We start from the raw sequence: 24,845 nt of genomic DNA, 5'->3' as shown, positions 1-24,845 counted from the left end.
GGCGAGGAGCTCCGCAGCTCTTGCGCGAGGGATTAAAGCCGGATGGCCGAGACGCAACGCGGCTCGGTTCACAAAAGCCCGGTGCGGCGGCAGCCGCACGCGCGCAAGCGGAAGAAGTCTGCTAATACTTGAATGGGGGACCTAGATTTCCTCGCGCGCATTCGTCTGCGCGTCATAGATCCTGATCTGAAGCATGGGAAAGCGCCTCTTTAGTTCTTCGCCACCTGCCCTGGCGCCGTCTCTGGTTGCAAATTCGGCTTTGAGCCGGCCGTCCACTTCAAGCGCGTAACCAGAGGCCGGCAATTCACGGGTGGCAGCAACCATTTCATTCCCATTGTGCAGTGAGGTGACTGGGAATGATGGGTAGCGTGAGTCGCCCAAACCGCGCCAGAGCCACCTGGCCAAGTTCGGTGATTGGCCAATGCACGTTGTGGATTGGCGCCTTGCCGGGATCGCATCAAGGATGGGCATTTGCATCGTCCGAACAGGCGGACGGCTTTCCACCTGCGCGGATGCATGCACGATAAAGCCACGGCTCCACGTAACTGCCCTTCCAGAGTCCTTGGCCGGTGCGCTCAGCCTCGCGCTGAGCTTCGCGATACCTGCCCTTCGAGTATTGCGGCCAATCCAACGCAAGACCGTTGCGTACAAGCCATTCACCGAGATCCCTACCCGCGACCGAGCAGGTCGCAACCGTGCGGCCATACGGGTCGAGGCTGACTGGAACACAATTGACGGGACGGCGGGCAATGAAGGCGTCAAGGTCGTTCGCGGCCTGCGCACCGCAACGATATTGTAAGCTGTCTTCGCCGCGGCACAGCTGGCTGCTCTCCGGTGCATCGATGCCCCAAAGCCGGATGCGCACTCCATGCATTTCCAGCGTGTCGCCGTCGATCACGCTGGCCTGTCCGACAAAATCATCTGCCAGCGCCACGCTCGACACAATGGCGAGAATCAGTGCGACAGCGGTTCGACGCATTCCAACGACCTTGTAGCTATTGCAAATCTCGCGGACTGGATTTCGGCCAGCTCTCAAATGGCTGCAGTGCCGGCAGGTTCTCGGGCGGCTCGGGAAAACGAAACTCTGTGCCGCACAGCCAACGTCCTTGAAGCGAGCCCAAAGCAGAATCGCGTCGATCTGCCAAGCGAATTCATGAACCTTCCAGACGCCGTCATTCTTTATATCTTGGCCGGTCGCGTTGAATGCCAGGCCGCTCAGCCGGCAAAAGCGCGTAAATTTCGTCCCGGCGCGCCTTGGGATGAGGCAAGGGCGCTACAGCGCCCTTTGCCGGACGAGGCGCTGGAAGTCGTCATGCGCGGCATGGACATGGAAGACAAGATTGCAGCGTGGCTGGTTTTGCACAGGGCGGCGGAACACGGGGAAAAGCACCTGCCCCGACGATTTGGAATCCCTGCCCTGTGTTAGCAGCCGGAACGAATCCTAGGCTGCAAGGATTCGTCCCTCGCGGAGGAGCGATCTTGATGCTGATGACCAAGGAGCGGCGGACGGCGATCCGCACGGTACGGGGGTGGGCGATAGCCGTGCTGCAGGAGGCAGGCGCGATCCGCGAGTGCGAGTACCACGGCTGGATGCAGGACCGCGCAGATCCGCACGCCCGTGAGCGGGCGTTCGAAATCGCCCGCCAGGATCCGCCGCCGGGCCTTTCGCCCGAGGCGGCCGCCGGCGCGATGACGAAGGTCCTGGACTCCTTCGGCGATACCTGCCCCGAATGCCCGCCCGAGGCCTAGAGCCCTTTCCCTTTCCGTTCCGATGGTATCGGAACGGGGCTCTAGAGTCATGTTTTGACGCGTTTTCTTTATGCGAACCGGTACCCACTTCGCTCGAAAACGCTCTAGGCAACGCGCCGGACAATCGGCGCCAGCAAAGATCAGCGCGCGAGACGCTTCTCGACCCGCTTCCGGCTGTTGCCGACCTTCTTGACAGCTTTCTTGACCGCTGACGCCGACCGCCCGGTCTTCTTGGATTCGTACCCCACTTCATACTTTTGCCCGCCGGCCACACGGGCCCGGTCCTGCTTGCGCCCGCGCGCCGTCTTCTTCTTCGCTGCCGCCATCGGCTCCTCCTGTCGGATTTGATGACAAACCAACGCAGCAAGGGATTCGCGGGTTCCGGAACGATTCTAACTGTGTCAGTTTGAATCAGCTGCTGCGTGGAGTGCTTGAGTGGCGTTTCAGCGTAAAAACCCCCCGGCCATCGGCGTCAAGACGCCGTTGCCCGGCTTCATCGAACCGGCCTTGGCGACCTTGATCGAGAGGGTACCGTCCGGCAGGCGTTGGATTCACGAAATCAAGTTTGACGGCTACCGGGTGCAGGTGCATCTGGCCAACGAGTCGGCCAGGATCTTTACCCGGCGCGGCCACGACTGGACCCACCGCTTCAAAAAGGTCGCCCACGATGCCTGGCGAATCAAGGCGAGCTCGGCCGTCATCGACGGCGAGATCGTCGTCCCCGCCGCCGACGGCAGCACCGATTTCTCAGTGCTGCAGAACGAGCTCAAGGGCAAGTCGACCAAGATCGTGCTGGTGGCGTTCGATCTGCTCTATCTGAACGGCCGTGATCTCCGGAAGCTGCCGCTCATTCAGCGCAAAGCCGAACTCAAGAAGATCCTGATCGGCACCGACGTCCAGTTCAGCGACGGCTTCGAGATCGAGGGACGCGAGATGTTCGCGCACGCCTGCAAACTCGGCCTGGAAGGTGTCGTCTCGAAGCTGCGAGACGGTCCCTATCCGAAGGGCCGTACAAGCGACTGGGTGAAGAAAACCTGCGTCCAGCGCGAGACGCTGACCATCGCCGGCTTCTCGCTCGACGAGGGAAAATGGGACGGCATCTATGTCGGCCGCCTCAAGGGCGACGATCTGGTCTATGCGGGCAAGGTCGACCACGGCTTTGACAAGACGTCCGCCGCTGACCTCCAGAAAAGACTGAAGCCGCTGATCCGCAAGACACAGCCGTACACCAAGCGGATCGCACACAAGGGCATCTGGGTCGAACCAAAGCTGCTCGCCGAGATCGAGTACCGCGCGAAGTCGGCCGAGGGAAAGGTCCGGCACCCGTTCTTCCGGGGCCTTCGGGAGGACCTGTGATGGATGCCTTCGATCGCTTCTGGCAGTGGGCGAACAAGCCGCTGGAAAGTCTAATGACACTGCCTGCTGACCTGCATCGGGCGGTCATGGAGCTCGCGCCCGAGGACAGGCGGGACCGGGGAAAAGTGAACCAGGCCGCGGCGCGTGTCGATCGCCGATGATGAATGCTCGGCGCGTCATGTGGCGCTCGCCTCCAGCGGCACATCAAGCCGGACGGTCACGCCCTTTAGCATGTTGGAGGCCACATCAATGCGTCCGTCGAGTTGAGCAAGCAGGCTCTTGATCACCTTGAAGCCCAGGCTTGCCCGGGGCTGGTCGATATCGAAATCCTTCGGAAGGCCTATTCCCCGGTCCGACACCTCCACGTGGAAGTCGGCGCCACGCCGCTCGCCCAAAACCTCGATTTCGCCGGGGCCGTCGGGGTAGGCATGCTTGGCGGCATTCGTCACAAGCTCATTGATCAGAAGGCCCAGCGGAATCGCCTGGTCGGCCGAAATCATCAGTTGGCCGAAGCTACAGCGAACCGTGTGGGGAACCGTCTCCTGCAGCTTCCGGCAGAGCTCGCCGGCGAAATCGGCGATATCGACGTATCCGATCCTGGCGCTGCGCCATAGGTGATCGTGGACCTGCGCGATCGTGGTGATGCGCGAAGCCGCGTCCTTGAGGGCATCCCGGACTTCCTCCGACTGTGCGCTGCGGCTCTGTACGCGCAGCAGCCCTACGACGGAGGCCAGGCTGTTCTTGACGCGGTGGCTCATCTCCCGCGTCAGCATGGCCTGGTGGTCAAGGGCCTGGCGGAGATCGGCGTCGGCATGCTGGCGCTCGATGGCGATGCCGAGCAGCCCGGCGAAACCGGCGAGGAAGTCCGCATCGGCAGGGTCGAATTGCCCGGGTTCGGGACTGTCGACCTCAAGGACTCCGAACGGCAGACGACCTTCGCCGCCGCGCGCGATCAGCACGTTAATGGCGCGCCGGATCCCATGATCCGATAGGAGCTTCGGCGTCCGAAACCGGGTTTCCTCCTGGAGGTGATTGGAAATCACCATCTGTCCGGTTTGGAACGCGTAGCCGGCGGGGGATTCGAGATCGACGCCAAGCGACACCTGGCCGATTACATCCGATCCCCAGCCGACGCCGGCACGCACCAGCAGCCGTTCGTCGTCGGGCATATATTCCAGGACCTTGGCGAACGGGGTTTCGAGGCTTTGGGCGCAGAGCTCGGTTGCGCGCTGCAGGATTTGCTCGATGTCGCGGGTCTGCAACGCGGAACGGCCGACCTCTCCCAACAGAGACTGCTGTCGCAGGCGATATGGAAGCTCCTGCCTGGTCGCGTCGGTCGCTTTGGCAGGGGCCGATATCGACTCTTTCCCGGATGGAGCTGGCATGAAAATCCTTCAGGCAAGAGGGTCGAGCACTCGGCGTTCCGAAACCTAGCACGATGCCGATGCGATCGCAGGGATTTGGGATTCTGGACCGGTCCAGCGCGGCCTTTCCCCTGCCCGTGGAACGATGCCACGCCGGCGCACTTAGGCTCGGCAAAGGAAGTGCTTTGGATGGCCTCAGCAGTCGGGCGGCCGGTCGTTCTCATCGTGGAAGACGAGTGGCTGCTCCGGACCAGCGGGGCGGAGATGGTCGCTGACGCTGGCTTCGAGGTGGTCGAAGCCGGCAACGCCGATGAGGCGATCGCCATCCTCGAAGCCCGAACCGATATCCGTATCGTCTTCACCGACATCCAGATGCCGGGATCGATGGACGGCCTCAGGCTTGCGCGGTTCGTGCGCGATAGATGGCCCCCGATCAAGCTCGTCGCCACATCGGGACGCGTGACCATCAGCGTGGGCGACCTTCCGGAAGGCGGAGTGTTCATTCCCAAGCCCTACACCGCCGCAACGATCGCCGAGGTCCTCGGGAGCTTGGCCGCGCCAGCCTGACGACCGTCAATCCTGACGGTCCACGGAGCCTTCACGTCCGCAGTTCGACGTCGCGTCCTGAGCGAGCGGAGTATCGCACGAAGATCCGGACCTACGTCACCGAGCACAAGATCCGTCCGGTCGACAGCCGCGAGAAGATCGTCGTCGACTCGCCTGTGACGTCACGTCGAGCTCGAAGCGGTGCCGACCAGATAGGGCTCCTCGCTCACCAAATACCGCTATGTCTTTTCCGGCGAGCCCGTCATGCCGGTGGATCCGAGAGCCGCACCGTCGTCTAAGAGGTGGAACGATTCCACCGTTTGCTGCGGAACAGGCGGCCCAAGAACTCGTCGCGCCGGCCGGCCCAAATCGACCGCGCCGCCGCAACGCACCGCGGATACGCCCACTGGCGACCCTCCTCGATCGGCTCGGTGATCTCAGGCCGCCGGCCAAGTCAGGCCCCGGTCAAACTCGCGTGTTCTATCCGGCTTGGGCGGCCGCAAGGATCCCTCCAGCAGCCGCCGGACCTGCGGCGATCGGAGGGGATCGTCGTTTCCGCGACAGCACCGTGCAACCGGCTGCGGCGGGCCGCCCAGCGTCTGCGCGAACCTAGCCGTCCATCGGCGCTCGAACCGGTTCACGACGTGGTGCGGCAATTTGATTTCTTCCATGGCGTCCCTCGCTAACTAGGCGGCCAAGGCCCTGGACGTCGAACACAGACGGTTCGGCTTGCCGCCAGGCGGATTGCGGGGACCGCCATCGAGTTCGCACAGGGCCTCGAGAATCTCGTCGATGGAGACGGGCGCCTTGAGGCCGGCTGGTGCCCGCAAGGCGGGGCACGAAGCGATCGCCGATGCGTCCGATGCCCAGGATGCCAGAATAGCGCGCTTCTCCGAAACCGACAGTGAAGGATGCGCCAGGACGTCCTTCGGATGATCGAAGACCGTGCCGGGATGCAGCAGCGCGTTGATGTCGAACACGTTGTCGTGGAAAGCGGTCGTCGGCCGCATGTTCTCCTCCATTCCTAGACGATGTCCGCCGCGCGTCGGTCGACGCGCGGCACACTCCTGCAGTGGATGAATCAGGCCGCCTTGGCCTCGATCTGACGGACGTCGTCGGCAGTTGATGCGCCGTTAATGGCGATCCGCCGCGGCTTCATGGCTTCGGGGATTTCCCGGACCAGTTCGATCTTGAGCAAGCCGTTGTCGAAGCTCGCGCCCTTCACCTGGACATAATCCGCCAGGTTGAACTGCCGCTTGAAGTGACGGGTCGAGATCCCCCGGTAGAGGAACTCACGCTCAGTTTTTTCGGTTTTGCCGCCTTCGATCGTCACCACGTTCTGTTCGGCTGTGATCGAAACCTCGTCGGGCGAGAAACCCGCAACCGCCAGCGTGATCTGGTAGCGGTCGTCGGCCAGGCGTTCGATGTTATAGGGCGGGTAACCTTCTTCCGCGGCCCGCTGGGCCGTCTCGGCGAGGTCGAACAGGCGATCGAAACCGATGGTCGATCGGAACAGGGGAGAGAAGTCATAAGTGCGCATAGCCAAATCCTCCAAGGAGCAAGATGGGTATGAGGCACCGGACACGACCGGTGCCCGTCTCGATCCCGAGGCCCAGAAGGCACCGCGGGAGCCACCTCCAAGGTGACGCCAAATGAATTAGCAAAACGAGTTTTGGTTTCAAGGGCCGGAACGAAAAAATTTCGAAGATGCGGGTCGGGCCGGCGCCAGGGTCGTTAGGCAGTCGGGTCGTCTCCTCCAGCGGCTTCGACGTGGGACGCAGTACGATCACCGCCGAAGCTTGCCCACCAACCGTTGCCCGCCGCCATCAGTCTCGGGCTCGCCGGAGAACTTTTTCGAGCCGACGTCTCTCCTTGTCCCAGCGGGTGTCCTCGGCCTGCGAACTTCTTTCGAGAGCCTCCATCTGGGCTTGGATGCTCTCCGCCTTCTCGGCGTGCTCCCGCGCGGCTTCGTCCAACGCCGCCTGTGCCTTGTCGACGGACGCCCGCCGTCGTTCACGCTCCTTCTCCCTGGCGGCCTCTTCCTTTGCCCGTTCGCGATCGCGGCGCTTCTGCTCGCGTTCGTACGCGAGTGCCGCCTTCCGCTCCGCCGCTTTGTCGGCGGGCCGCGATGAACTCCTCTTCGGTTTGTGGGCTTTCGACTTGCGGGTGACCTTGGCCGGTTTGTCGGCGTCGTCCAGATCGGTGGGCAGGTCGGCATGCTCGCCGAAAGGGCCGTCGGATCCGACGGGGCGCTTGAGAACGACGCCCGGCTTCGCCATGGTGGCGGCGACGACATCCGGATCGTGGCTTTCCCTGGCCGCGCCCTGATGGAAGAGGTTGCTGTCAGCGCCCCACGCCTGCAGCGCCGCCTTCATCGAAGGAGCGGCGATTGCCTGATCGAAGAAGCCCAGCGAAGTCTGATAGGTTTTCAGTTTCCTGGCCATCTGTCTGATCCGCCCTCCCCGATCAATCGTCGACGTCGCGCGCCACGGCTTCTGCGGAACATGACGCGGCCTCGTAGCGTTCCCTAATCCTTGAAGGACGTCCATGCATTTCGCAACGCGCTCTTAAAGGATTGGCCCCGAATGAGCCGGACGTCCACCCTGCCCATGCGCCTGCAGCCGATGCTCGCTACGCTCACCGACGCTCCGTTCGACGATCCCGGCTGGGTTTTCGAGGATAAGTACGACGGCTTCCGGATGATCGCGGAAATCCGGCGGGGCAAGGTTGCCCTCTACAGCCGCAACGGCAAGATCATCAGCCGCGGCTATATCGAGGTCGCCAACGCGCTGGAGGGCGTGAGGGGCGACGCCGTGATAGACGGCGAGCTCGTTGCGATCGGAAAGGATGGCGTCTCGCATTTCCAGCTGCTTCAAAACGCGCTGCGCCATGAAGCGAAGCTCCTGTATTGCGCCTTCGATCTCATGTTTGAGAACGCAGAGGACTTGCGCAAGCGGCCTCTCCTCGAGCGCAAGAAGCGGCTGAAGGCAATTCTGCCGCGCGACAAGCTGATCGCCTTTAGCGCTCACCGTAAAGGGAACGGCACGAAATTCTTCGCCGAGGTCGACCGTAGAGGTCTCGAAGGCATTATGGCGAAGCGCGCCGACAGCGCGTATGCGTCCGGAAGCCGAACGGCGGATTGGCTGAAGATCAAGACGGCAAAGCGACAGGAAGTGGTGATCGCGGGCTTCACGGCGCCCAGGCGCACCAGGCCGTTCTTCGGCGCCCTGGTCCTCGCCGTGCGCGAAGATGACGCTTGGCGCTACATCGGTCATGTCGGCACTGGCTTCAGCCACAAGGTCCTGGAAGACATCCATGCCAAGCTCATGAAGCTGACGGCCTCAAAATCACCGTTCCCTGCCAAAGTGAAGGATGAGGCCGCGACGACCTGGGTCAGGCCCTCGCTGGTGGCCGAGGTCAAATTTGCGGAGTGGACGAGCAAGGGCGAACTGCGCCAGCCCGTCTACCTCGGGCTCAGGTCCGACAAGCGGGCAATGGATGTCGTGCGCGAGCGAGAGCGTGCTCGCAAATAGCGCTTCCCTTCGGGCCTAACCGGCAAACTGAACGAATTGATGCATTCGCCTCCTCCGCTGTGAATTCCCTCCGCGGCCGTATGTTCAGTCCCCTCCAAGGTCGTGGATTTCCGGTCGCACGCCCTCACGCGTGACTTCGAGCGTCGCAAGCGTGATCGGCAGCTTGAAGCGCCGCGGTCCCGCGCTGCCGGGATTGAGGTAGAGAACGCCACCGACCGTGTCGATCTTCGGCACGTGGGTATGCCCGGAGACGATGACGCCGATGCCCGCGCAGGGATCGACCTGCAGCGTCTTCAAATCGTGCAGAACGTAGATCGACTTTCCCGCCAGGCGCACGAGTTGCGTGTCGGGATATTGGCGGGCCCACTCGCCACTGTCCACGTTTCCACGGATGGCGGTGACGGGCGCGATCCGGCGAAGCGCGTCGACGATCTCGGGCCGCCCAATGTCGCCTGCATGGATGATGTGATCGACACCCGTCAGGTCTCGTTCCGCCTTGGGCCTCAACAGGCCGTGCGTGTCCGAAATGATTCCGATCCTGAACGTCATTTCCCGTCGCTCTCCGCCGCGATCGCCAAAAGACGATCGAGTAGCTCTACCTGCCCGGACAGCATCTTGGTCCGTGCGAACTCGATATCAAACCATTCCGCGCGGTCGACTTCGGGAAAGCTCTGCCGTCGACCGCTTCGGGGCGGCCATTCGATATCGAAGGTATTGCTGGTCAGCGCCGCCGGATCAAAATGGCCCTTGCCGGCGAATGCGATGACGCGCTTGCCTCCTCGCTGTCGGATCTCCCCCAGCGGCTCGAGTGGACCAATCGAAGCGCTCGGGCCGAGCTCCTCGGCAAACTCGCGCAGCGCGACCTGGTCCGGAGCATCCGCGGCATCGATTTCGCCCTTCGGAATGGACCAGGCGCCGTCATCCTTCTTGCGCCAGAACGGACCGCCGGGATGAACGAGCAGAACCTCGAGTCCGCGAGCGCCCTTGCGGTAGGCGAGAATGCCCGCACTCAACATCGATCTCCTGGAAGTCTTTTTCAGCTCAGCCATATCGCTCCCTGCCGCCGACGACGAAGCAACGGCCGTCTGGCGTCACTGGATGCTTAACGACACGCTAGGCCGACTTCCGCTGCGGTTTGGCCGCCGGCTTCTTCGCCGCGGCCTCCTTGGCCGGTTTCTTGCCGGCGATCGGCATCAGCATTTCCTTCTGCCCGGCCGCCACCTTGCGCGGCTTTTTGCCTGGTCTCTTGGGCGCCTCTGTCGCGGCTGCCCCCTCTCTTCCGATGCTCTTGCGCAGCGCGTCCATTAGATCGACGACGTTCTCGCCTCGAGGGCGCGCCTTCGCGGTGATCGGTTTTCCGGCGCGTTTCTGGTTGATGAGATCGATGAGGGCGGTTTCGTACTGGTCTTCGAACTTGTCAGGCTCGAAATGTCCCGCCTTCTGGTTGACGATGTGCTTGGCGAGATCAAGCATGTCCTTGGTGACTTTGACGTCCTGGATATCGTCGAAATACTCCTTCGGATCGCGGACTTCATAGGGATAGCGGAGCAGCGTCCCCATCAGCCCCTTGTCGAGCGGCTCCAGCGCGATGATGTGTTCGCGATTGGTCAGCACCACCCGACCGATCGCGACCTTGTTCATCTCGCGGATCGTTTCGCGAATGACCGCGAAGGCATCGTGCCCAACTTTGCCGTCAGGGCGCAGATAATAAGGACGGATGAGATATCGCGGATCGATCTCGCTGCGGTCGACGAATTCGTCGATCTCGATGGTTCGCGTGGATTCCAGCGCGACGTTCTCGAGTTCCTCCTTCGTCACCTCGATGAATGTGTCGGTGTCGACCTTGTAGCCCTTGACGATATCCTCGTTGTCGACCTCCTCGCCAGTATCAGCGTCCACCTTGGCGTACTTGATGCGGTGGCCGGTCTTCCGGTTGAGCTGATTGAAGGAGACTTTTTCGGATTCCGATGTGGCCGGATAGAGCGCTACCGGACAGGTGACGAGCGAAAGACGCAGGAAGCCTTTCCAGTTAGCGCGCGGGGCCATGGCGGGGAACTCCGATACTGATGCCGGATTCAAGACGAACGGCCCGGCTTGGTTCCGACATCTCGCCCTGTCCAACATGATGGTTTTTTCTTCGGCGCGGGCTCGGGCGGACTCGACTTTTGTTCTCTTTATGTTCTAATTCGAAAATGACCGACCGACCCGCGAGCTGGCGCATGCCGACCCCGAAGCAGATGGAAAAACTGGCCGCTGACGCCGCCCGCAGGCCGGCTCCCCCCCGCTGCGGCTCCAGATGCGCCGCTCCCTGCCGAATACTGGGAATCGGTACTCAAAGACCCTCGCGCCGGCATGGCCGAGGCCGAGATGCGGCAGCGACGTCTTTCGGAAATTCAGCGCCACGTCCTGCGCATCTCCTGCCGCCGCTGCGAGCGAACCGTGGAAATCCAGACCGCGGATGCAGTCCGATTGTATGGCGGCAACGCGATCTGGAAGGACGTCGCGCAGCGGCTGCTCGACAACACCTGCCTGCAGCGCACTGGCAGGCATGAAGAAGACGGGTGCTGGCCGGCGTTCGAGACGCCCTAACTCGCTCCGGATCGCCGATCCAATCTCTGTGCGCTGGATGTGCGGATGGCCCCGAAGTATCACCCTACGCCATTGTCGGGCGGCGACCGAAAGGCTCTGGCGAAAGAGCTCGGCAAGGCGCGCGCGATGGCCAACATCCTGGCCGCCCAATCGGCCGAGATGCGGGCCAAAGGCGAGGTGATGATCCAGCAGGCCGACCGGCTTCTTTGCGAAAGCTGGAACGAGCGGATGTGGAGTGACGGCGAACCGATCGATCCGTCGCCGACCATCGATCAAGCCGTGAACGGAGGCTTCCCCTGGCTGGAGATCCGCTGCGCGCGCTGCAAGACACCGAGCGACGTCGACCTCGCGGCAATGAAGCACCCACCGACCACCTTCGTGCACGATCTCGCTAGCCGGCTGCGCTGCCGCAAATGCGCCAAGGCGGGCCGGCGTCCATCCGCGACTCTGCTACAATTGGCCTGGCAGCCGCGCCATCCTCGAACCGAAGCCTGACAGATGTGCTGGTGTGGACGGCCTCTCATCCCCACGGTTCTATGGCGCTCTCGGCGTCACAGCTAGATGAGAGGAAAGTCTGATGAATCTTCCTGTTCGAATCGGCATGGATACTTCTAAGTCGGTTTTCCAGCTTCACGGTGTTGACGAGAACGAGGTGGTGGTTGTCCGTCCCCAGTTCCGGCGAGCCGAGATGATCCGCTACTTCGAGCGGCTTCCACCGGTTCTCGTCGCCATCGAGCCCTGCGGCAGCTCGCATCATTGGGCGCGCCTGCTGCAGTCGTTCGGTCACGAGGTGAAGCTGATCCCACCTCAGTACGTGAAGGCTTACGTAAAGCGCGGTAAGAACGACGCGGCCGACGCCGAGGCATTGTGCGAGGCGGTCACCCGGCCGAGTATGCGGTTTGTACCGGTGAAGTCGAAGGAACGGCAAGCGGCCTGCATGTTGATGACCGTGCGGGAACGCTTGGTCAGCGTGAAGTCGCAGCTCTCCAATGCTTTTAGGAGCTATGCAGCTGAGTTTGGCATCGTCGGCCCCGCCGGCCGGCAGAACGTCACGGCACTCATCAAGCGGGTGCTCGAGGATGACAGCTTGCCGGAAATGGCGCGAGACCTCTTTCGCCTTCAGGCGGAAGAGTATGCCGCGGTCCAAGCTCGTCTGGCAAAGATTGAGGCCAAGCTGATGATGTGGCACCGCGAGGATGACGTCAGCAGGCGTATTGCGACGATTCCCGGCGTCGGTCCGATTGGGTCTTCCATGCTAAGCATGAAGGCACCGCCGCCAGAGACGTTCAGATCAGGCCGTGACTTTGCGGCTTGGCTCGGACTGACGCCCAAGGATCATTCAACTGGAGGCCGGCAAAGACATGGCGGCATCACAAAGGCCGGAGATTCAGCGCTCCGATCGACGTTAATCGTCGGTGCGACCGCGCTGCTGAGGCATATCCGAAAGGGTCGTCATAAGCCCACACCCTGGCTCGCTTCGCTGCTGGAGCGAAAACCGCCGAAGTTGGTCGCGGTGGCCTTAGCCAATAAGTTCGCCCGTATCGCCTGGCGCTTGATGATATCGGGCGGAGTATACAACCGGCCGGTAGCCGCTATGCCTATTTGATCTGAAATCGGCGCCGCGAGCAAGGTTGCTCAGCGGATAGCCCACGAACTTGCAGGACGCAGTAGATGGAAGGACCGATCGGTCGATACGCGCGAGCTTCCGTAGATTACACTGGCATCATCGATGTCGCCTATGTGCTTGGAGCGTGCGTAGCGAACACCATCTCGGCCAGCGGACCTTGTCCGCGCAAACAGGCCGGACATCTGATAGCAAGCGATCAGGTCAGAAGTCTGCTAACATCCTGACAAGTGGGGGGCCGTCCACATCTGCAATCTCTATTCGATCACGACAAACCAGGCCGCCATCAGCGCGCTGTTCCGCGTCGTGAACCGATACGTTGGCAATTTGGCACCGATGCCGGGGGTGTTTCCGGATTACAAGGCGCCGATCGTGCGCAACGGGGCCGAGGGCCGCGAACTCGCGACGGCGCGGTGGGGCATGCCCTCGTCATCGAAGGCGTTGATGGATGCCACCAAGAAACGCGCCGAAAAGCTGCAGGCCAAGGGCAAGCCTGTCGATTTCAAGGAGCTGCTGCGGATGGAGCCGGACGGCGGCACGACTAACATCCGCAACGTAAAGAGCAAGCACTGGACGCGATGGCTGGGGACCGGAAACCGCTGCATGGTGCCGTTCAACTCGTTCAGCGAGTTCAACAAGGCCGAGGGCGGTGATATCTGGTTCGCGCTCGATGAGACCCGTCCCCTCGCCTGCTTCGCCGGCATCTGGACCAACTGGACGTCTGTTCGGAAGGTCAAGGAAGGCGAGACGACTAACGACCTCTACGCGTTCCTCACGACAGAGCCGAATGCCGACGTTGGTGCCATCCACCCCAAGGCGATGCCCGTAATCCTGACGACGCCGGACGAAGTCGAGACCTGGATGGCGGCCCCTCTGGACGAGGCCCTGGAGCTGCAACGGCCGCTTCCGGATGGGTCGCTCCGGATCGTTGCCCGCGGCGTCAAGGAAGATCCGGCCGGGCCGGCGGCGTGACCGACGAAGACGACGATCAGAGGACGGCCCGTCGCGCCAGCGTAAGATCATCCACGTCGACGACATGCATGCCTTGAGAATGTCGGCCGCGATCTGATCCGGACCTAAGCGAGTGCCTGATCCCGCAAGTCAGGGGCTGGGCACGGTTATGCTATGCGCGAACTGCGCCAGATCTGCGGGGCGCGCAAAGCTTTCGGTCAGGAACTGGAGTACCCTCACATTGAGCTTTAGCGCCCAGTCACGCACCGGATCGGTAAAGGCCTTGTCCTCGTCGCGCGGCACACCCTCCAGCTTCACATCGAGCTGGATATGCACTTTGTTGCGGTACTCACGCAATTTATCCAACTCGTCGTAGATGTCGGCACCGGCCTTATCGAGAATCTTGTATTTCTTCATCACGTCGATGATCGCCTTGAAGCGTTCGACTTTCTTACCCTCGATTTCCGCTCGGTCCTCCTCGTAAATGTTCGGCACACCCTCGCGGTTGAAATTCTGCGCACGGTAAATGATCTCCCAGAGCGCCGCTTCGGCAATTGCACCCGCCTGTAAGAGCATCAGCTTGTTGAACGTGCTGCCGGACTCCGCGAGCTTGCAGAGTAGGCCGGCGTTGTAGACCATGTTGTCGCCGACCTTGAAGTCACCAATAAAGCGGCAGCTGATTGTCTCGGTTTTCATGGATATCTCCTTAGCACAGGATGCGTCAGCTTTGTAGCCAGCCGGGCTCTACTCGCTTGCGCTCACTGCGCAAGCCGTTGCCGGCCACGCCGGAACGTTGTCGCGGCCATAAGGTGACGATCTCTCGCGCCAGGCTTAGCAAGGAGCCAGTCGAGATGGGGCGCTTCTACGGGCCTCCACCGCGAGCATGCGCGCGCTTGCTATATAGTGATGCTAGCGCGGCGATCCAAGCTATTCGTAGGGCAATTCGCCGAAGAGACCGATCATGAGGTCACCGTCGAGTTGCGCAAACGGAATATCGACGTAGTGATCCGGGTGCCGTGGTTTGGCTCTGCCGTCATTCGGTCCGTTCCTGGTGTGCCCGCGCACCTGCTCGCCGCTTTCCTTGATATAAGGCAAAATGACCAATCGCCCGTGGTTGATCGAGCGGATTGTGCCATCCTTCCACAAGGTGCTTCCCTCGGACTCTTTAGTGGACGTGGTCTGTTTGACCTGCCAACCGATGCCGCCATCTTCTTCGTACCAGAAGACGATGCCGTTCGAGACCAGCACCTTTTGACCATTGGCCAACGCTTCCGCCAGCATACGCTGCACGCTTGCGAGTTGCAGCAGCAGGTTGGCGCGGGGCAACAAGATCTGACGAAACTTGGCCTTGGTCTTTCCCCAATGGTCGTCGGCGCCGTAGCCGAAGCCGTTGGCGATTCGTGCTCGCATGGCCTTTGCCGCGGATCGCTCACCGGCGATGTAAGGCTTGGACCATTTACTGTCGTGCGAGAGGTAAAGAATGGAACGGTGCCAACTGCGATTCGTCTCCCGGACAGTCACGATCACGACCGTCAGATAGGGCATGTCGGAAAGCTGTTCGCTCAATTGCTGACGGAAAGGAGCCGACTCCGCAGGCAGCACGATTGCGGAAGGGTCTGGTCGCGGATCATTGGCGTGCCGGCGGCGTGCCTCGGCGAGCATAAGCCCCTCTTCGTCGCGAAGGCGCTCGCTGGATTGCAGGTTCTTCGCGACCTTAAGCTGGAGCGAACGTTTCCTCACGGAATCCATCTCGCGCGCTGCGAGCGCGTCGTGGAGCGTCTGATTGAGCGTGGCGGCAGCGGATAGTGCGGTCTCGCGATCCGGATAGACGTCGCCGCGCACGCGTCCATTGTCGGTCGGCACCCTGCGGTGACGCCAGACCGGAGCCTTGTCACCGTGCTCCACCAGTTCCTGCATCAGCCAGTTGTCGAACAGTGGGCGGTAGTACGGCCACACCGCCAGTGCGGCATCAAAATCTCGGGCGTTGTCTCCCCATTTCATCGCATGCCCTCAAGATCAATCAGCTTTAGTTCGCCCTGTTCGGTCGGGTCTGCGACACGGCGTTGGTGGAAGTGAAGCGCGGCGCGGCGAAACAGGATCGGACCGACGTCGGTATCGCATAAGGATCCGTGACGAAGGTGGCAAACGACTCATTCCACTCCCTGCTCAACCTTGGAGCCGGACACGAGCGCGCAGCCGCTCATACAATTGCACTTCTGCTTGATGGGTCAGCTCCACCACGATTGCAAAGCGTTGTTGCGTTTCAAACGTTCCCGCCCAGCCGCCATCGCAACGCACGATTAGATAATAATTGTCGCCATAGGCTTCGGTGCCACGCGTAAACGTTACGCTCGCAGTTTGCAGAGTTCCGCGTTCACGCTCCCGCGGGCCCGGCTTCAGGTCGCAGTCGAAACGATTATCGATATCCGGCTGACGCCCCTCCTCCTGGGTTCTCCGTCGGAAGTGCTCGAAGATCAGATCGGGACCACATCCTCGCACGAGACGAAAATTCATGCCAATTCCGGCATAGTCGGCGCGGGTGTGACGAACTGGGGGATCGAAGGCAAGCGTCACGCGGATGCTGCGACGACCGCCGCTCTGGAACAGCTCGGGAATCGGCAACTGATAGACCGCAAAGTGGTCGAGCGCCAATTCATCCTCGGCGTACAGCACGACGCGATGATCATCCGAATATGCTGCTCGCCCTGAATCAACTGCGCCATGGCCGCAGATTGAACGCATGGCATCGTCACCGAGGGTTTGAAGCCTTAGCTGAGCCTCATCCGGAATGCGCGCCGCGCCTGCAAGCAACGCACGGACAAGGTTTGCAGATGCGCGGGGAAAGCGCGCAAGAATCTGAGCGGCTTTGTGGGCAACGCGAGGGGCCGCATAGGACGTGCCAGACCCCGCCGTAAACAACCGGTCAAGAAACAGATGATGGAGCGTGAGAACACCGGCGGTCGGCAAGTCTTCGCCCCGCCGCAGCCGCCCTACTGCGGGATCGAATACCATTGTGCCACCGACATCGACTAGATCCGGCTTGATGGAACCGCCGATGCCGGGCCCTATCCTCGTAAAGGGCGCAGGCTCGAACGCACGCGTAATGGGTCGGATATGAACGTGCTCGACAAGATCGGGCCCAAGACCCTCGCCGTGCGCCAACGCGCCGACCGTGAGAACGTTCATGGCGCCCGCAGGCTCACACAGACGGTTGGTCGGCTCGAGCAGATAGCCGGGATACTCCGTGACGGCTTGTTCCAGGCGGTTGCCGCTGCGGGGCGCGCGATTGCCGGCCGACACGATGATGACGGAATCGAGTTCGCGGGCGAGTTCATCGAGCGTCGCGGCCCAAGGCCCAACCTTGCCTCCGTCATAGGTGCGCTTGGGATCACCGAGCGCGACGACAAATAGCCGACAACCGAAACGCTGATTGAGAGTGGTCAGGGCTTCGCGCATCTGGGAGGGAACAAGACGACGCTCGTCGAACTGACCACGTTCGTTCACGACCTTGGCCGAAGCAATGCGCCCCGCACGTACCAACGCACCAACAGCAATCTGATCGCGCAGATCGCCAAATAGCGACACGCCGGCAACGCGCGTGCCGTGACCCCAATCGTCGGCCGTGCCGAGCCTTTCCGGCACGCCGATCGCACCGACGATGGCACCCGCCAGCAACGGATGATCGTTGACGCCGCTGTCGATGATACCAATGACCGGCGCGTCGTTGCCAAGATCGTCCATCTCCGGCAAATCGGCGATCGTCAGCTCAAACGCCTCGCCGGTGGCGATATCAGGTTCAGGCGGCAGATCGAGATCGGCGACGTCTTCGACCGTGAGAAGCGTTTGTATCACGCTGCCCGACATGCGCGCGCGCAGCATCGTAATCGATGGGCCAACATAGCGGTCAAGCACTTCGCCGCCCCGCGCATCAATGTACTCTGCAATTTGCTCAAGCTTTCGAGTACGGAGTTCACGCCGGCCAATGTCCCATAGCTCGAGATCGAGGACGAAGATTCGGTCCGCATCGAAGTTCTCGGGCACCGTCAGGCCTTCTTCGCGCAATCGCAGCCCAATACGGTCGCGGGGCCCAACGGCGCCGATCTCTTCGATGCGGGTGATGAAGCCGTTGTAGGACGGGGCAGCTTGTCCTGGCGGGGTTCCCTGCGCATAGGCTTGCAGGCGATCACGGAAACTCTGGAGATCGTCATTCGATGCGAAGAGGATCAGGGTTTTGTCTTCATCGCTGGCGAGAAGTGTCAGTCCAAGCCGCTCCCAGTCTTCCTCCATCGTCATTCCGGTCATGCGGACCCGCAAAATGAGCGACGGGTCGATGAACTCCGGGCGGCGACGGCGTTGCTGCTCTGCGATCGCGGTGTCGAGCTCAGCGCGAAGCTTCCGGCTATGTCCGCCGACGTCTCGTTGAGGGGCAGCACCTCCTCCCCCATGCTTCCGCCGTTCGAGACGCTCGGGAAGCCGCAGGAGCTGGAGGTGGTCGTAGCGCGGCACGCCGGATTAGTCTTCCAAATGCTGCAGGCGTGCGGTGCCGGATCGCCGTCGGATCTCATCGGCGACAGCGTGACGGAAGTCCAGTTCACGGACTTCTTTGCGGCGCTCGATCACTGCGGCCTTGATCGCTTGCACACAAATGCGTTCAATCTCGGCGAAAGAATAGCCTTCCAGCGAACCGACGTGGGACGTCGGATCGAAAGCTGTTTTGATATTCTTGAATTTCAGCGCCAAGAAATGCTCAGTCATCTCCCGGTCAGGCTTTTCGAACCAGATGACCTCGTCGAAGCGACGCCAGACCGCAGGGTCGAGAGACTGGTCGAGATTGGTCGCTGCGACCAAAAAGCCCTTCGGCTTGATCCGGTCGATGAAGATCAAAAGGCTGTTGACCACGCGCCGCAGCTCGTTGTGCTCGCTCGTATCGTCGCGCGAGCGCGCCAGGGCATCGAATTCGTCGAGAAAAAGGACGCAGGGCTGCTTGCGCGCGAACTCGAAAATCTTGCGAACGTTGGTCGCGGTTTCGCCGAGATAAGACGAGATCAGGCGGTCGATCTTGACCACGAACAACGGAAGCCCGAGCTCACCCGCGAAGATCTCGGTACAAAGAGTCTTTCCGCAGCCCGGAGGTCCACAGAACAGCAGCTTCGATCGCACCGGCAGTCCGCTGCGGCGGATGTCATCGGCGCGGCGAAATTCCTGGATCAGTCCGGAAAAAATCCGGATGTTGGCCTTGCTGAGAACGATGTCGCTCTTGGTATGCTCCGGCTCGACACGCTCGACGAAGTCGTTGGCCGCATCCGGGAACGGAATGAGTGGCGCCAGCGCCCGCGGGGGTGGCGCGCGATTCGAGGCATGGTCGAGGGTCTGGCGGAGCGACCGCGCCAGAACGCGGTTGTTCTTCTGCTCCTCCTCCAGAATGATCTGTTCGGCGACCGCCCGGAACTCGTCGTCCCGGCCGTAACTCGCCAACAGCTTTTTCATCAACTCGCCGCGAGCCATTAGCGGTCCACTCATCTATTCTGGCGACAAACATAGTTTGGATCGTCGGTGCCCACCATGCCTTTCAGCTGTTAAAGTCACGTCAACCACAGCCAGGTGCAGGCACCAACGGCGGCGGTTCGGCCGGGTGGCCCTAGCGAGCCCCGACGATCCGAGCCCTGACGCGGCAAGTACAGATGCTTATACAGTGAGTCCGCGCCAATTGCGAACAAAACAGGAATGAACGATCGTCAGCTCGGGCCGTCGGGGATTGGAATTCGTGTGCCCGCCTCCCCTTGATTGGGCGCGGAGCTGGATTGGGCTGGGTGAAGGCGCCATAGACCTCGTTCAGTTTTCGCGACACGATCACTAATTGCTTCGCGAGGTCCGGAGCCGGTTCGGTTCGCCGGATGAGCGCAGACCAGAACGCAGTCTACTCCGGACTCGCCGCGTAGCAAGGATCGACAAACATCCGGCGATGCTTGCCCTTGATCTCATCGAGAGAATAGCCGCCTCGACCGGGAATTCGCTGGGTCTCGTTTTAATACGACAAGACCGACGCGAGAAATGTCCGCTAAGCTGCCTGAGCCGACACGGTCTCCAATGAAACAAACAGGACACCGCGTTCTTTTTCGCCTGCCTGATAGGTTAACTCATCTCCTGGCGAGCCCTGCGACAGCGCCTGTCCAAGTGGCGAGGACAACATCAGATAGCCATTGATCGGATCATCCGCGATATCGCTTATTGTGAGAAATTCCGGGCGCGACGGTTCCACGTCGAGATACCGGATGACGATGCGGTCGCCCGGAGCTAATCGGTACTCCGGTTCAGCGTCATTCGATGTGGGACCGAGTTCATCTCGCAAGGCTGCTACCGAGATCGTCCCGTCTACCTGCGTCGCTGCAAAATCGCCTGACCTTTCTGCAGCAGGCGAAATGACGCGATGCTCGGAATAGCTTCGATTGACCGGTTCGAGTCCAATCGGCCTAATCTGCATACGATCGAGCGTCTGAATTAGATCGTCCATAACGCCTTGCTGATCGATCTGGTAATTGGAACCGAAGCAGCGCCAAAAGCTCCAACCTACGCGCTCCAGGATGCGCTGCCGGCGCATGTCGTCCGCCCAACGCTCCGGGCCGTGATACCTGTCGCCGTCGCATTCGACGGCAAGGCGCCTTCCCCCTTCTCCCTCGACTACCATATCGATGGAAAACCCCACAGAACCCACTTGCGGAATAACGCGGTATCCCCGTTCGACAAGTGCCATAAACACAGTCCGCTCGAATTCAGACTGGCAGAGATCAATGAGGTCCAAGCTAGGATTAACGACGTTTGGCATCGGCTCGCGGAAGTGTCCGATCACCTTTGATTTTAGATCTTTTGGATTTAGCTCTTCCTCTTTCACGGACCGCACAAGCACCATCCGATCCCGTGCCCGCGACAATGCTACATTGAATCGCTGTTGATACTGAATGGATGTCTGCGACTGTTTGCGGGCACGATCGGCAATCATTGAAATGAAGACGATGTCGCGCTCGTCTCCCTGGAGGGATGCACTGTCGCCGCACACAACGCGATGACGCATCATGGCGGTTTCGCCGATGCGCTCCATCAAAAGTTTCTGAACATGCAGAGCCTGATCGGCACCGACAAGGGATATCACTCCGATTGACCGCGCTGGGCCTTCGACCCTCGACGCTTGCTCGACGATCGTGGCAATCTCCTCGACGATGACCTCTGCCTCGCGCGGGTTAACCTTGGACTTTCCTCGACGCTGCCCATCCTCAACGTAGATATCGACCAACGGCGGGTCCAACCGCTCGCTCGGCTTTGGAATACGAAGCGGCACCAAGTCTTGATTATAAAACTGCATCGAAAAACGTATGATGGGCTCCACGCATCGAAAATGCTCCTTAAGCATCACGAACTTCGCCGGAAACATCACGCGTGCAAGATCATAAATCGAAGCCCCTGGTTCAACTTCTGCGCGGAAAGGAAATTCGCTAAGGAAGTTCTGTCGCAGACGCGCGATGTTCGCGATCGACAGGAAAGCCGAGCTGGGACTGATCTGGCGGTCGTCACCGACAACGAGCACCTTTTTGCCACGTAAGAGCGCTGGCAATTCGCGCGCATCGGACTGCGACGCTTCATCCAGGATCACGAGATCAAAACTGGCAAGCGTGGCGGGCAGCTGCTCGGAGACGCGCCAGGTAGGCATAATCCAGCAAGGTACCGCCTCGTAGCAATTTTCCATCGCCAGACGTGCGTTCTGACGATGCAGTACGGCCCTTTGCCCGGTCCCGGCCCCCAAACGCCGGATAATGTTGGCAAAACCTTGAAGGGCGGATTTGGCGGATCCCTTCATTGTAGCGGCAAGATTGAAGAAGGTTCTTTCCTTCACGAGCGCGGCGAACCCCTCGCGAAGAGCCTTTTCTATTTCCAACCGCTCCTGGTGCAACTGGGCCAGATGACTGCTGGCCCCGATCTTTTCGAGGTAGGTCAGCCGTGCCGCCCACTCCCATGCTTCCCGCCAGTCGCTGGGGGCCGCTGGATCTGTCGCTTCGCTGGCAGGCTCGCTTCTTAGGCGTTCGGCCCATGCTGGCACTCCCGCTTTCGAAAGCTCGCCACAGGTGTAAGTTATGCGATCGAAGAAAGGCGCCAACGCGCGAACATGTCCCAACTTGGAGAGGATACCTTGCCATACGCGGGTCAGTCGCTCGATATCCGCGTTCGGCTTTCCAACCAGTTCGGTCAAGATTTGCCGTGCGAAGCCCGCAAGATCGGTATTTCTGCCGTCGAACTGTGCGACGGCTTCTGCCACGTTTTTCGCGACAGCCGCCAGCCTTACCGACGATACGTGACGTGATAATGCTTGAGAGAAGGCAGCAGTTGCGGCGGGATGCCGCAAAATCGCGCTGGCCTCGTCGCGATTTCCGAGGGCCGCCGATAATTGCTCCGACATTTCGGCTATTTGGCTTGGTACGCCGGTCAGGCAGGCATGGAGCGTGTCGGAGAGGGCATCGAGTAGGAATACTGATTCCACCGCAAACGAAAGATGGCTTGGCGCTGATAGCTCCACCTTGAGCGTCTCCCAACGCGCCGAAAGGCTTGTCACCGCACCGCAGAACTCAATAAATAGTTGGACGTGCTGCCAATCGTTCGGCGTATTAGGTCGCAGGCCTGCAACTTTCATCGCTTCAATAGCGGGTTGATGGCTCTTAGTGCCGAAGGCCATCAGTCCAAACGGGTTCTTTCCGACCCTGAGGGTTGCCAAAATTTGAGACAACTGCTTTGCAGGCGGCAATTCCTTCGGGAGATGGACCGGCCTTGCAATAAATGGCGCGCGCTGCGCCACTAAATCGCGCGCATCGGCTAAAAATGCATGGGCGAGAGGTTCGAGTCGACCGGCCATTGCCGTCTGCCCGAGGATCGCCTCGGTCAACGCCCATGCCCAGGCTTGGTCCTGGAGAGAGGATATGCTCGATGCGAGGAGTTGCAGCCGCTCGCCAAGTTCGGCAGCCTTGTCGATGCCAAGCGTCGCAATTGCGCGCCGGGTTAAAGGTTCGGAAGCAATATTTTCGGCTGTAAGGTCTTGTGCCGCAATCAAATCGAGATGCCAGGCACGCAAGGTATCGGGATCTGGTAAGTTGGCGGGGCTAGGAAATTGTTCTCCCAAGTATTTGAGATCGCCTTTGAGCGTTTTGCGCGCCGTGAAAAGCGCGTCGATCTCGGCCAGGGTCACACCCCCTTCCGAAAACGAGCGCACAGGCCGATCCGAGAACCATGTATAACGCGCCTTGTCCTCAATCACCCGTTTGGCGACCTCAAATGGCAGTTCGGCAGAGCCAGGTATCGGCGAGAGATGTTGGGTCGCAATTTTTGCAAGTCGTACATCGATTTCGGTAAGGTGATTTCTATCCGCAACAATTTTTGCCTCAAGGTCTCGAATAATCTTCACCTGCCGCGAGCGGTTCATGTCGATCGTGTTGACTACCCCGAGCATAAGGCCGATAGCCTTCTCGACCTGCTTCATCCCCTCGCGTTCGGATGTTGTCACACTGATCGCAAGGTCGCGTACACCCTCGGGCAATTGATCTTGGATTACCCGTAGCGCCGTCTCCCCATGCGAAACGACAAGGACACGCCGCCCTGTCGCCAGCATGTGGCTAATGATGTTCGCGATGGTGTGCGTTTTTCCGGTGCCTGGCGGCCCCTGAACCACGAGCCCATCCGACTTCTCCAGGCGGCGAATGATTTCAACTTGCTCGTCGTTGAAAGGCTTGGGAAAGAACAGGTCGCCGTGATCCGGGTCAACCGGCCCCTCGTCCGCATCCAGTTGAACATCGCCAGCCGCGCCCAAGCGGTCTCCCAACGGCTTGAACGTGTCGTCAATACCGTCGGTCGGACCCAAGACCAGCGTCCGAACCGCACCTTCAATCCTAATCGGATTACCGTCCTCCGAAGACACTTCCTTTTTGAGACGTTCGATATCACGCAGAACCGAATTGTTCGACCGGCGGCGCGCGTAGAGCACGTATCGGTCGCTCACCGTCAGATATTCTCCCTCGGGCTCCGGAACCGGCTCAGATGCCGGGAGCGGATGGTGATCGGGAAGAAACCGGCCTTCGGGGTCAAGCTGGCCACCGCAAATCTTGAGAATGGGCTCAAACGTTTCCGCGCGAAACGGAGAGATTCCTTCACTATCCGGCCCCTCCAAGGAGCGAAGGCACCGCCGCGCCGCATCTTCCGCTAGTACAAATCTTGCGCCGGCGAGCTTTTCGAACGGCCGGAGTTCGACACGCGTCACGCCGCTGCGCGGGCGAACGGTGATGTCGGCATTGCCGGTCTCGGCGATTTCAATTTCAACTCCGCACTCAATCATTGGAAGGTCGATGAGCTCGGAAAGGTGCTTCCATCGCGCTAGACCGATTCCCCACACCAACTCGATCGATTCACTGCCGCCAGATTGGAGTAATCGCTGTGCAATCTCGAAGAGCCGCTGATAAACGGCGATGGATCGCCTTCGCGGCTTCTCTACCTCGGACCAAAGCGACCAGGGGCCGGCACAGTATCGTTCAAGAGCGTCGCGAAGCGCGGGCCGATCTTCCAGACGCAACATAACATCGTAGAATTTCTGGTTGGGAGTATCTGATTTCTCCGTTTTCAGTGATGGGACGCAATCTTCCGGACGTGCTTCGCCGATCGCTATTAGCCGCTGCTGTTCAGCCTCAGGCACGCGGACATGGAGTGGATCATGTATAACCGGAACGCGAAGCGGATCGTTAGAGACGTCGATCCACTCCTTGCCGCCTTCGTCGAATGCCGGCGGCGTCGTGCGCTGCAGGCGTTGAACCCGCAACCAGATCGGGCCATCAGCGTCACTCGTATCGCACTGAATGGCGGGAAGTCCTGCGATTTCGTGTTGATGAAGAGCGAACTGGGATCCATCGGCGAGTTTGTGCTGCGACAGTTGCGTCGCAACGCGCTCATCCAGCTTGACGAGCGCCTCGACGTAATCAAGCAAGCCCGTCAACCGCCGTGCGGCCAGTTCGTCTTCTACATTTACTTGGGCGGGCACGGCGAGCGGGACCCCTAAAAATGGACAGCTTTAGAGCGAATGGTTGCGGATTTTAAGCGCCCCTTCAACTG

General features: G+C 60.7%; 24 protein-coding genes and 1 pseudogene. 10 read left to right on the top strand and 15 right to left on the bottom strand.

Features of this window, described 5'->3' with window-relative positions; translation table 11 throughout:
* Window positions 1–141: 141 nt before the first annotated feature.
* Window positions 142–324 carry a hypothetical protein gene (locus ABIC03_RS27100; protein ID WP_085398880.1) on the bottom strand — a complete coding sequence of 61 codons (183 nt, stop codon included), beginning with the start codon at window positions 322–324 and terminating at the stop codon, window positions 142–144.
* 133 nt (window positions 325–457) lie between these two features.
* The gene (locus ABIC03_RS27095) at window positions 458–979 is read right to left on the bottom strand and encodes a thermonuclease family protein (RefSeq protein WP_354062524.1); all 522 of its coding nucleotides are present in this window, start codon (window positions 977–979) and stop codon (window positions 458–460) included.
* On the opposite strand from ABIC03_RS27095, the gene ABIC03_RS27090 reads away from it, so the two are divergent.
* Window positions 869–1,426 (top strand): hypothetical protein, encoded by a 558-nt coding sequence (locus tag ABIC03_RS27090; protein ID WP_354062522.1) that lies wholly within the window; start codon window positions 869–871, stop codon window positions 1,424–1,426. The genes ABIC03_RS27095 and ABIC03_RS27090 overlap by 111 nt on opposite strands.
* A 56-nt stretch (window positions 1,427–1,482) precedes the next feature.
* A complete protein-coding gene (locus ABIC03_RS27085) occupies window positions 1,483–1,749 on the top strand; it encodes a hypothetical protein (protein ID WP_354062520.1) in 267 nt (88 codons plus the stop codon).
* A gap of 140 nt (window positions 1,750–1,889) precedes the next feature.
* Here ABIC03_RS27085 and ABIC03_RS27080 read toward each other — a convergent pair whose 3' ends face one another.
* Entirely contained in the window at window positions 1,890–2,075 is a 186-nt protein-coding gene (locus ABIC03_RS27080) for a DUF3606 domain-containing protein (protein WP_354062518.1), read from the bottom strand.
* A gap of 109 nt (window positions 2,076–2,184) precedes the next feature.
* Between ABIC03_RS27080 and ligD (ABIC03_RS27075) the strand changes: the two genes are divergently transcribed.
* Window positions 2,185–3,105: a non-homologous end-joining DNA ligase gene (ligD, locus tag ABIC03_RS27075; RefSeq protein WP_354062516.1), complete on the top strand. Its 921-nt coding sequence runs from the start codon at window positions 2,185–2,187 to the stop codon at window positions 3,103–3,105.
* Complete coding sequence (locus tag ABIC03_RS27070; protein WP_354062514.1) at window positions 3,105–3,266, top strand: hypothetical protein; 162 nt, start codon at window positions 3,105–3,107, stop codon at window positions 3,264–3,266. The genes ligD (ABIC03_RS27075) and ABIC03_RS27070 overlap by 1 nt, the downstream gene beginning before the upstream one ends.
* A gap of 15 nt (window positions 3,267–3,281) precedes the next feature.
* Here ABIC03_RS27070 and ABIC03_RS27065 read toward each other — a convergent pair whose 3' ends face one another.
* Window positions 3,282–4,490: a sensor histidine kinase gene (locus ABIC03_RS27065; RefSeq protein WP_354062512.1), complete on the bottom strand. Its 1,209-nt coding sequence runs from the start codon at window positions 4,488–4,490 to the stop codon at window positions 3,282–3,284.
* 168 nt (window positions 4,491–4,658) lie between these two features.
* Between ABIC03_RS27065 and ABIC03_RS27060 the strand changes: the two genes are divergently transcribed.
* Window positions 4,659–5,036, top strand: a complete 378-nt coding sequence (locus ABIC03_RS27060) for a response regulator (RefSeq protein WP_354062510.1) — start codon at window positions 4,659–4,661, stop codon at window positions 5,034–5,036.
* 665 nt (window positions 5,037–5,701) lie between these two features.
* On the opposite strand, the gene ABIC03_RS27055 is transcribed toward ABIC03_RS27060, so the two are convergent.
* The 3 genes from ABIC03_RS27055 to ABIC03_RS27045 all read right to left on the bottom strand — a co-directional run bounded on the left by ABIC03_RS27055 (window position 5,702) and on the right by ABIC03_RS27045 (window position 7,459).
* The gene (locus tag ABIC03_RS27055) at window positions 5,702–6,025 is read right to left on the bottom strand and encodes a hypothetical protein (protein WP_354062508.1); all 324 of its coding nucleotides are present in this window, start codon (window positions 6,023–6,025) and stop codon (window positions 5,702–5,704) included.
* 71 nt (window positions 6,026–6,096) lie between these two features.
* Window positions 6,097–6,555, bottom strand: a complete 459-nt coding sequence (hspD, locus tag ABIC03_RS27050) for a small heat shock protein HspD (RefSeq protein ID WP_354062506.1) — start codon at window positions 6,553–6,555, stop codon at window positions 6,097–6,099.
* Window positions 6,556–6,841: 286 nt separating this feature from the next.
* Entirely contained in the window at window positions 6,842–7,459 is a 618-nt protein-coding gene (locus ABIC03_RS27045; protein WP_354062504.1) for a cell envelope biogenesis protein TolA, read from the bottom strand.
* A gap of 141 nt (window positions 7,460–7,600) precedes the next feature.
* Between ABIC03_RS27045 and ligD (ABIC03_RS27040) the strand changes: the two genes are divergently transcribed.
* Window positions 7,601–8,548 carry a non-homologous end-joining DNA ligase gene (gene ligD, locus ABIC03_RS27040; protein WP_354062502.1) on the top strand — a complete coding sequence of 316 codons (948 nt, stop codon included), beginning with the start codon at window positions 7,601–7,603 and terminating at the stop codon, window positions 8,546–8,548.
* Between the two features lie 84 nt (window positions 8,549–8,632).
* Here ligD (ABIC03_RS27040) and ABIC03_RS27035 read toward each other — a convergent pair whose 3' ends face one another.
* From ABIC03_RS27035 to ku, 3 genes are all read right to left on the bottom strand, one after another.
* Window positions 8,633–9,097 (bottom strand): metallophosphoesterase family protein, encoded by a 465-nt coding sequence (locus ABIC03_RS27035; protein WP_354062500.1) that lies wholly within the window; start codon window positions 9,095–9,097, stop codon window positions 8,633–8,635.
* Window positions 9,094–9,597: an NUDIX hydrolase gene (locus ABIC03_RS27030; protein WP_354062498.1), complete on the bottom strand. Its 504-nt coding sequence runs from the start codon at window positions 9,595–9,597 to the stop codon at window positions 9,094–9,096. The genes ABIC03_RS27035 and ABIC03_RS27030 overlap by 4 nt, the downstream gene beginning before the upstream one ends.
* A gap of 64 nt (window positions 9,598–9,661) precedes the next feature.
* Window positions 9,662–10,594: a non-homologous end joining protein Ku gene (ku, locus tag ABIC03_RS27025; protein WP_354062496.1), complete on the bottom strand. Its 933-nt coding sequence runs from the start codon at window positions 10,592–10,594 to the stop codon at window positions 9,662–9,664.
* Window positions 10,595–10,740: 146 nt separating this feature from the next.
* Between ku and ABIC03_RS27020 the strand changes: the two are divergent.
* The 4 genes and pseudogenes from ABIC03_RS27020 (at window position 10,741) to ABIC03_RS27005 (ending at window position 13,733) form a co-directional block, all read left to right on the top strand.
* Window positions 10,741–11,137: pseudogene (locus tag ABIC03_RS27020) on the top strand (hypothetical protein).
* 45 nt (window positions 11,138–11,182) lie between these two features.
* Window positions 11,183–11,632 carry a hypothetical protein gene (locus ABIC03_RS27015; protein ID WP_354062494.1) on the top strand — a complete coding sequence of 150 codons (450 nt, stop codon included), beginning with the start codon at window positions 11,183–11,185 and terminating at the stop codon, window positions 11,630–11,632.
* Window positions 11,633–11,714: 82 nt separating this feature from the next.
* Window positions 11,715–12,743, top strand: a complete 1,029-nt coding sequence (locus tag ABIC03_RS27010; protein WP_354062492.1) for an IS110 family RNA-guided transposase — start codon at window positions 11,715–11,717, stop codon at window positions 12,741–12,743.
* Between the two features lie 264 nt (window positions 12,744–13,007).
* Window positions 13,008–13,733, top strand: coding sequence for an SOS response-associated peptidase (locus ABIC03_RS27005; protein ID WP_354062656.1), 726 nt, complete (start codon window positions 13,008–13,010; stop codon window positions 13,731–13,733).
* A 129-nt stretch (window positions 13,734–13,862) separates the two neighbouring features.
* Here the strand turns inward: ABIC03_RS27005 and ABIC03_RS27000 are convergent, their stop codons facing one another.
* The 5 genes from ABIC03_RS27000 to ABIC03_RS26980 form a co-directional block, all read right to left on the bottom strand.
* Window positions 13,863–14,408: a hypothetical protein gene (locus ABIC03_RS27000; protein ID WP_354062490.1), complete on the bottom strand. Its 546-nt coding sequence runs from the start codon at window positions 14,406–14,408 to the stop codon at window positions 13,863–13,865.
* 231 nt (window positions 14,409–14,639) lie between these two features.
* Window positions 14,640–15,713 carry a hypothetical protein gene (locus tag ABIC03_RS26995; protein WP_354062488.1) on the bottom strand — a complete coding sequence of 358 codons (1,074 nt, stop codon included), beginning with the start codon at window positions 15,711–15,713 and terminating at the stop codon, window positions 14,640–14,642.
* A gap of 165 nt (window positions 15,714–15,878) precedes the next feature.
* Window positions 15,879–18,218: a S8 family peptidase gene (locus ABIC03_RS26990; protein ID WP_354062486.1), complete on the bottom strand. Its 2,340-nt coding sequence runs from the start codon at window positions 18,216–18,218 to the stop codon at window positions 15,879–15,881.
* 6 nt (window positions 18,219–18,224) lie between these two features.
* Window positions 18,225–19,199 (bottom strand): AAA family ATPase, encoded by a 975-nt coding sequence (locus ABIC03_RS26985; protein ID WP_354062483.1) that lies wholly within the window; start codon window positions 19,197–19,199, stop codon window positions 18,225–18,227.
* 571 nt (window positions 19,200–19,770) lie between these two features.
* On the bottom strand, window positions 19,771–24,774 hold the full coding sequence (locus tag ABIC03_RS26980; protein ID WP_354062481.1) for a PDDEXK-like endonuclease domain-containing protein: 5,004 nt from the start codon (window positions 24,772–24,774) through the stop codon (window positions 19,771–19,773).
* Window positions 24,775–24,845 lie beyond the last annotated feature (71 nt).

Origin of the sequence: Bradyrhizobium sp. RT6a, from assembly GCF_040547675.1 — a bacterium.
Classification (GTDB): domain Bacteria; phylum Pseudomonadota; class Alphaproteobacteria; order Rhizobiales; family Xanthobacteraceae; genus Bradyrhizobium.
The sequence above is the reverse complement of the archived record's forward strand: the minus strand, read 5'-3'. Positions and strand labels throughout refer to the sequence as shown.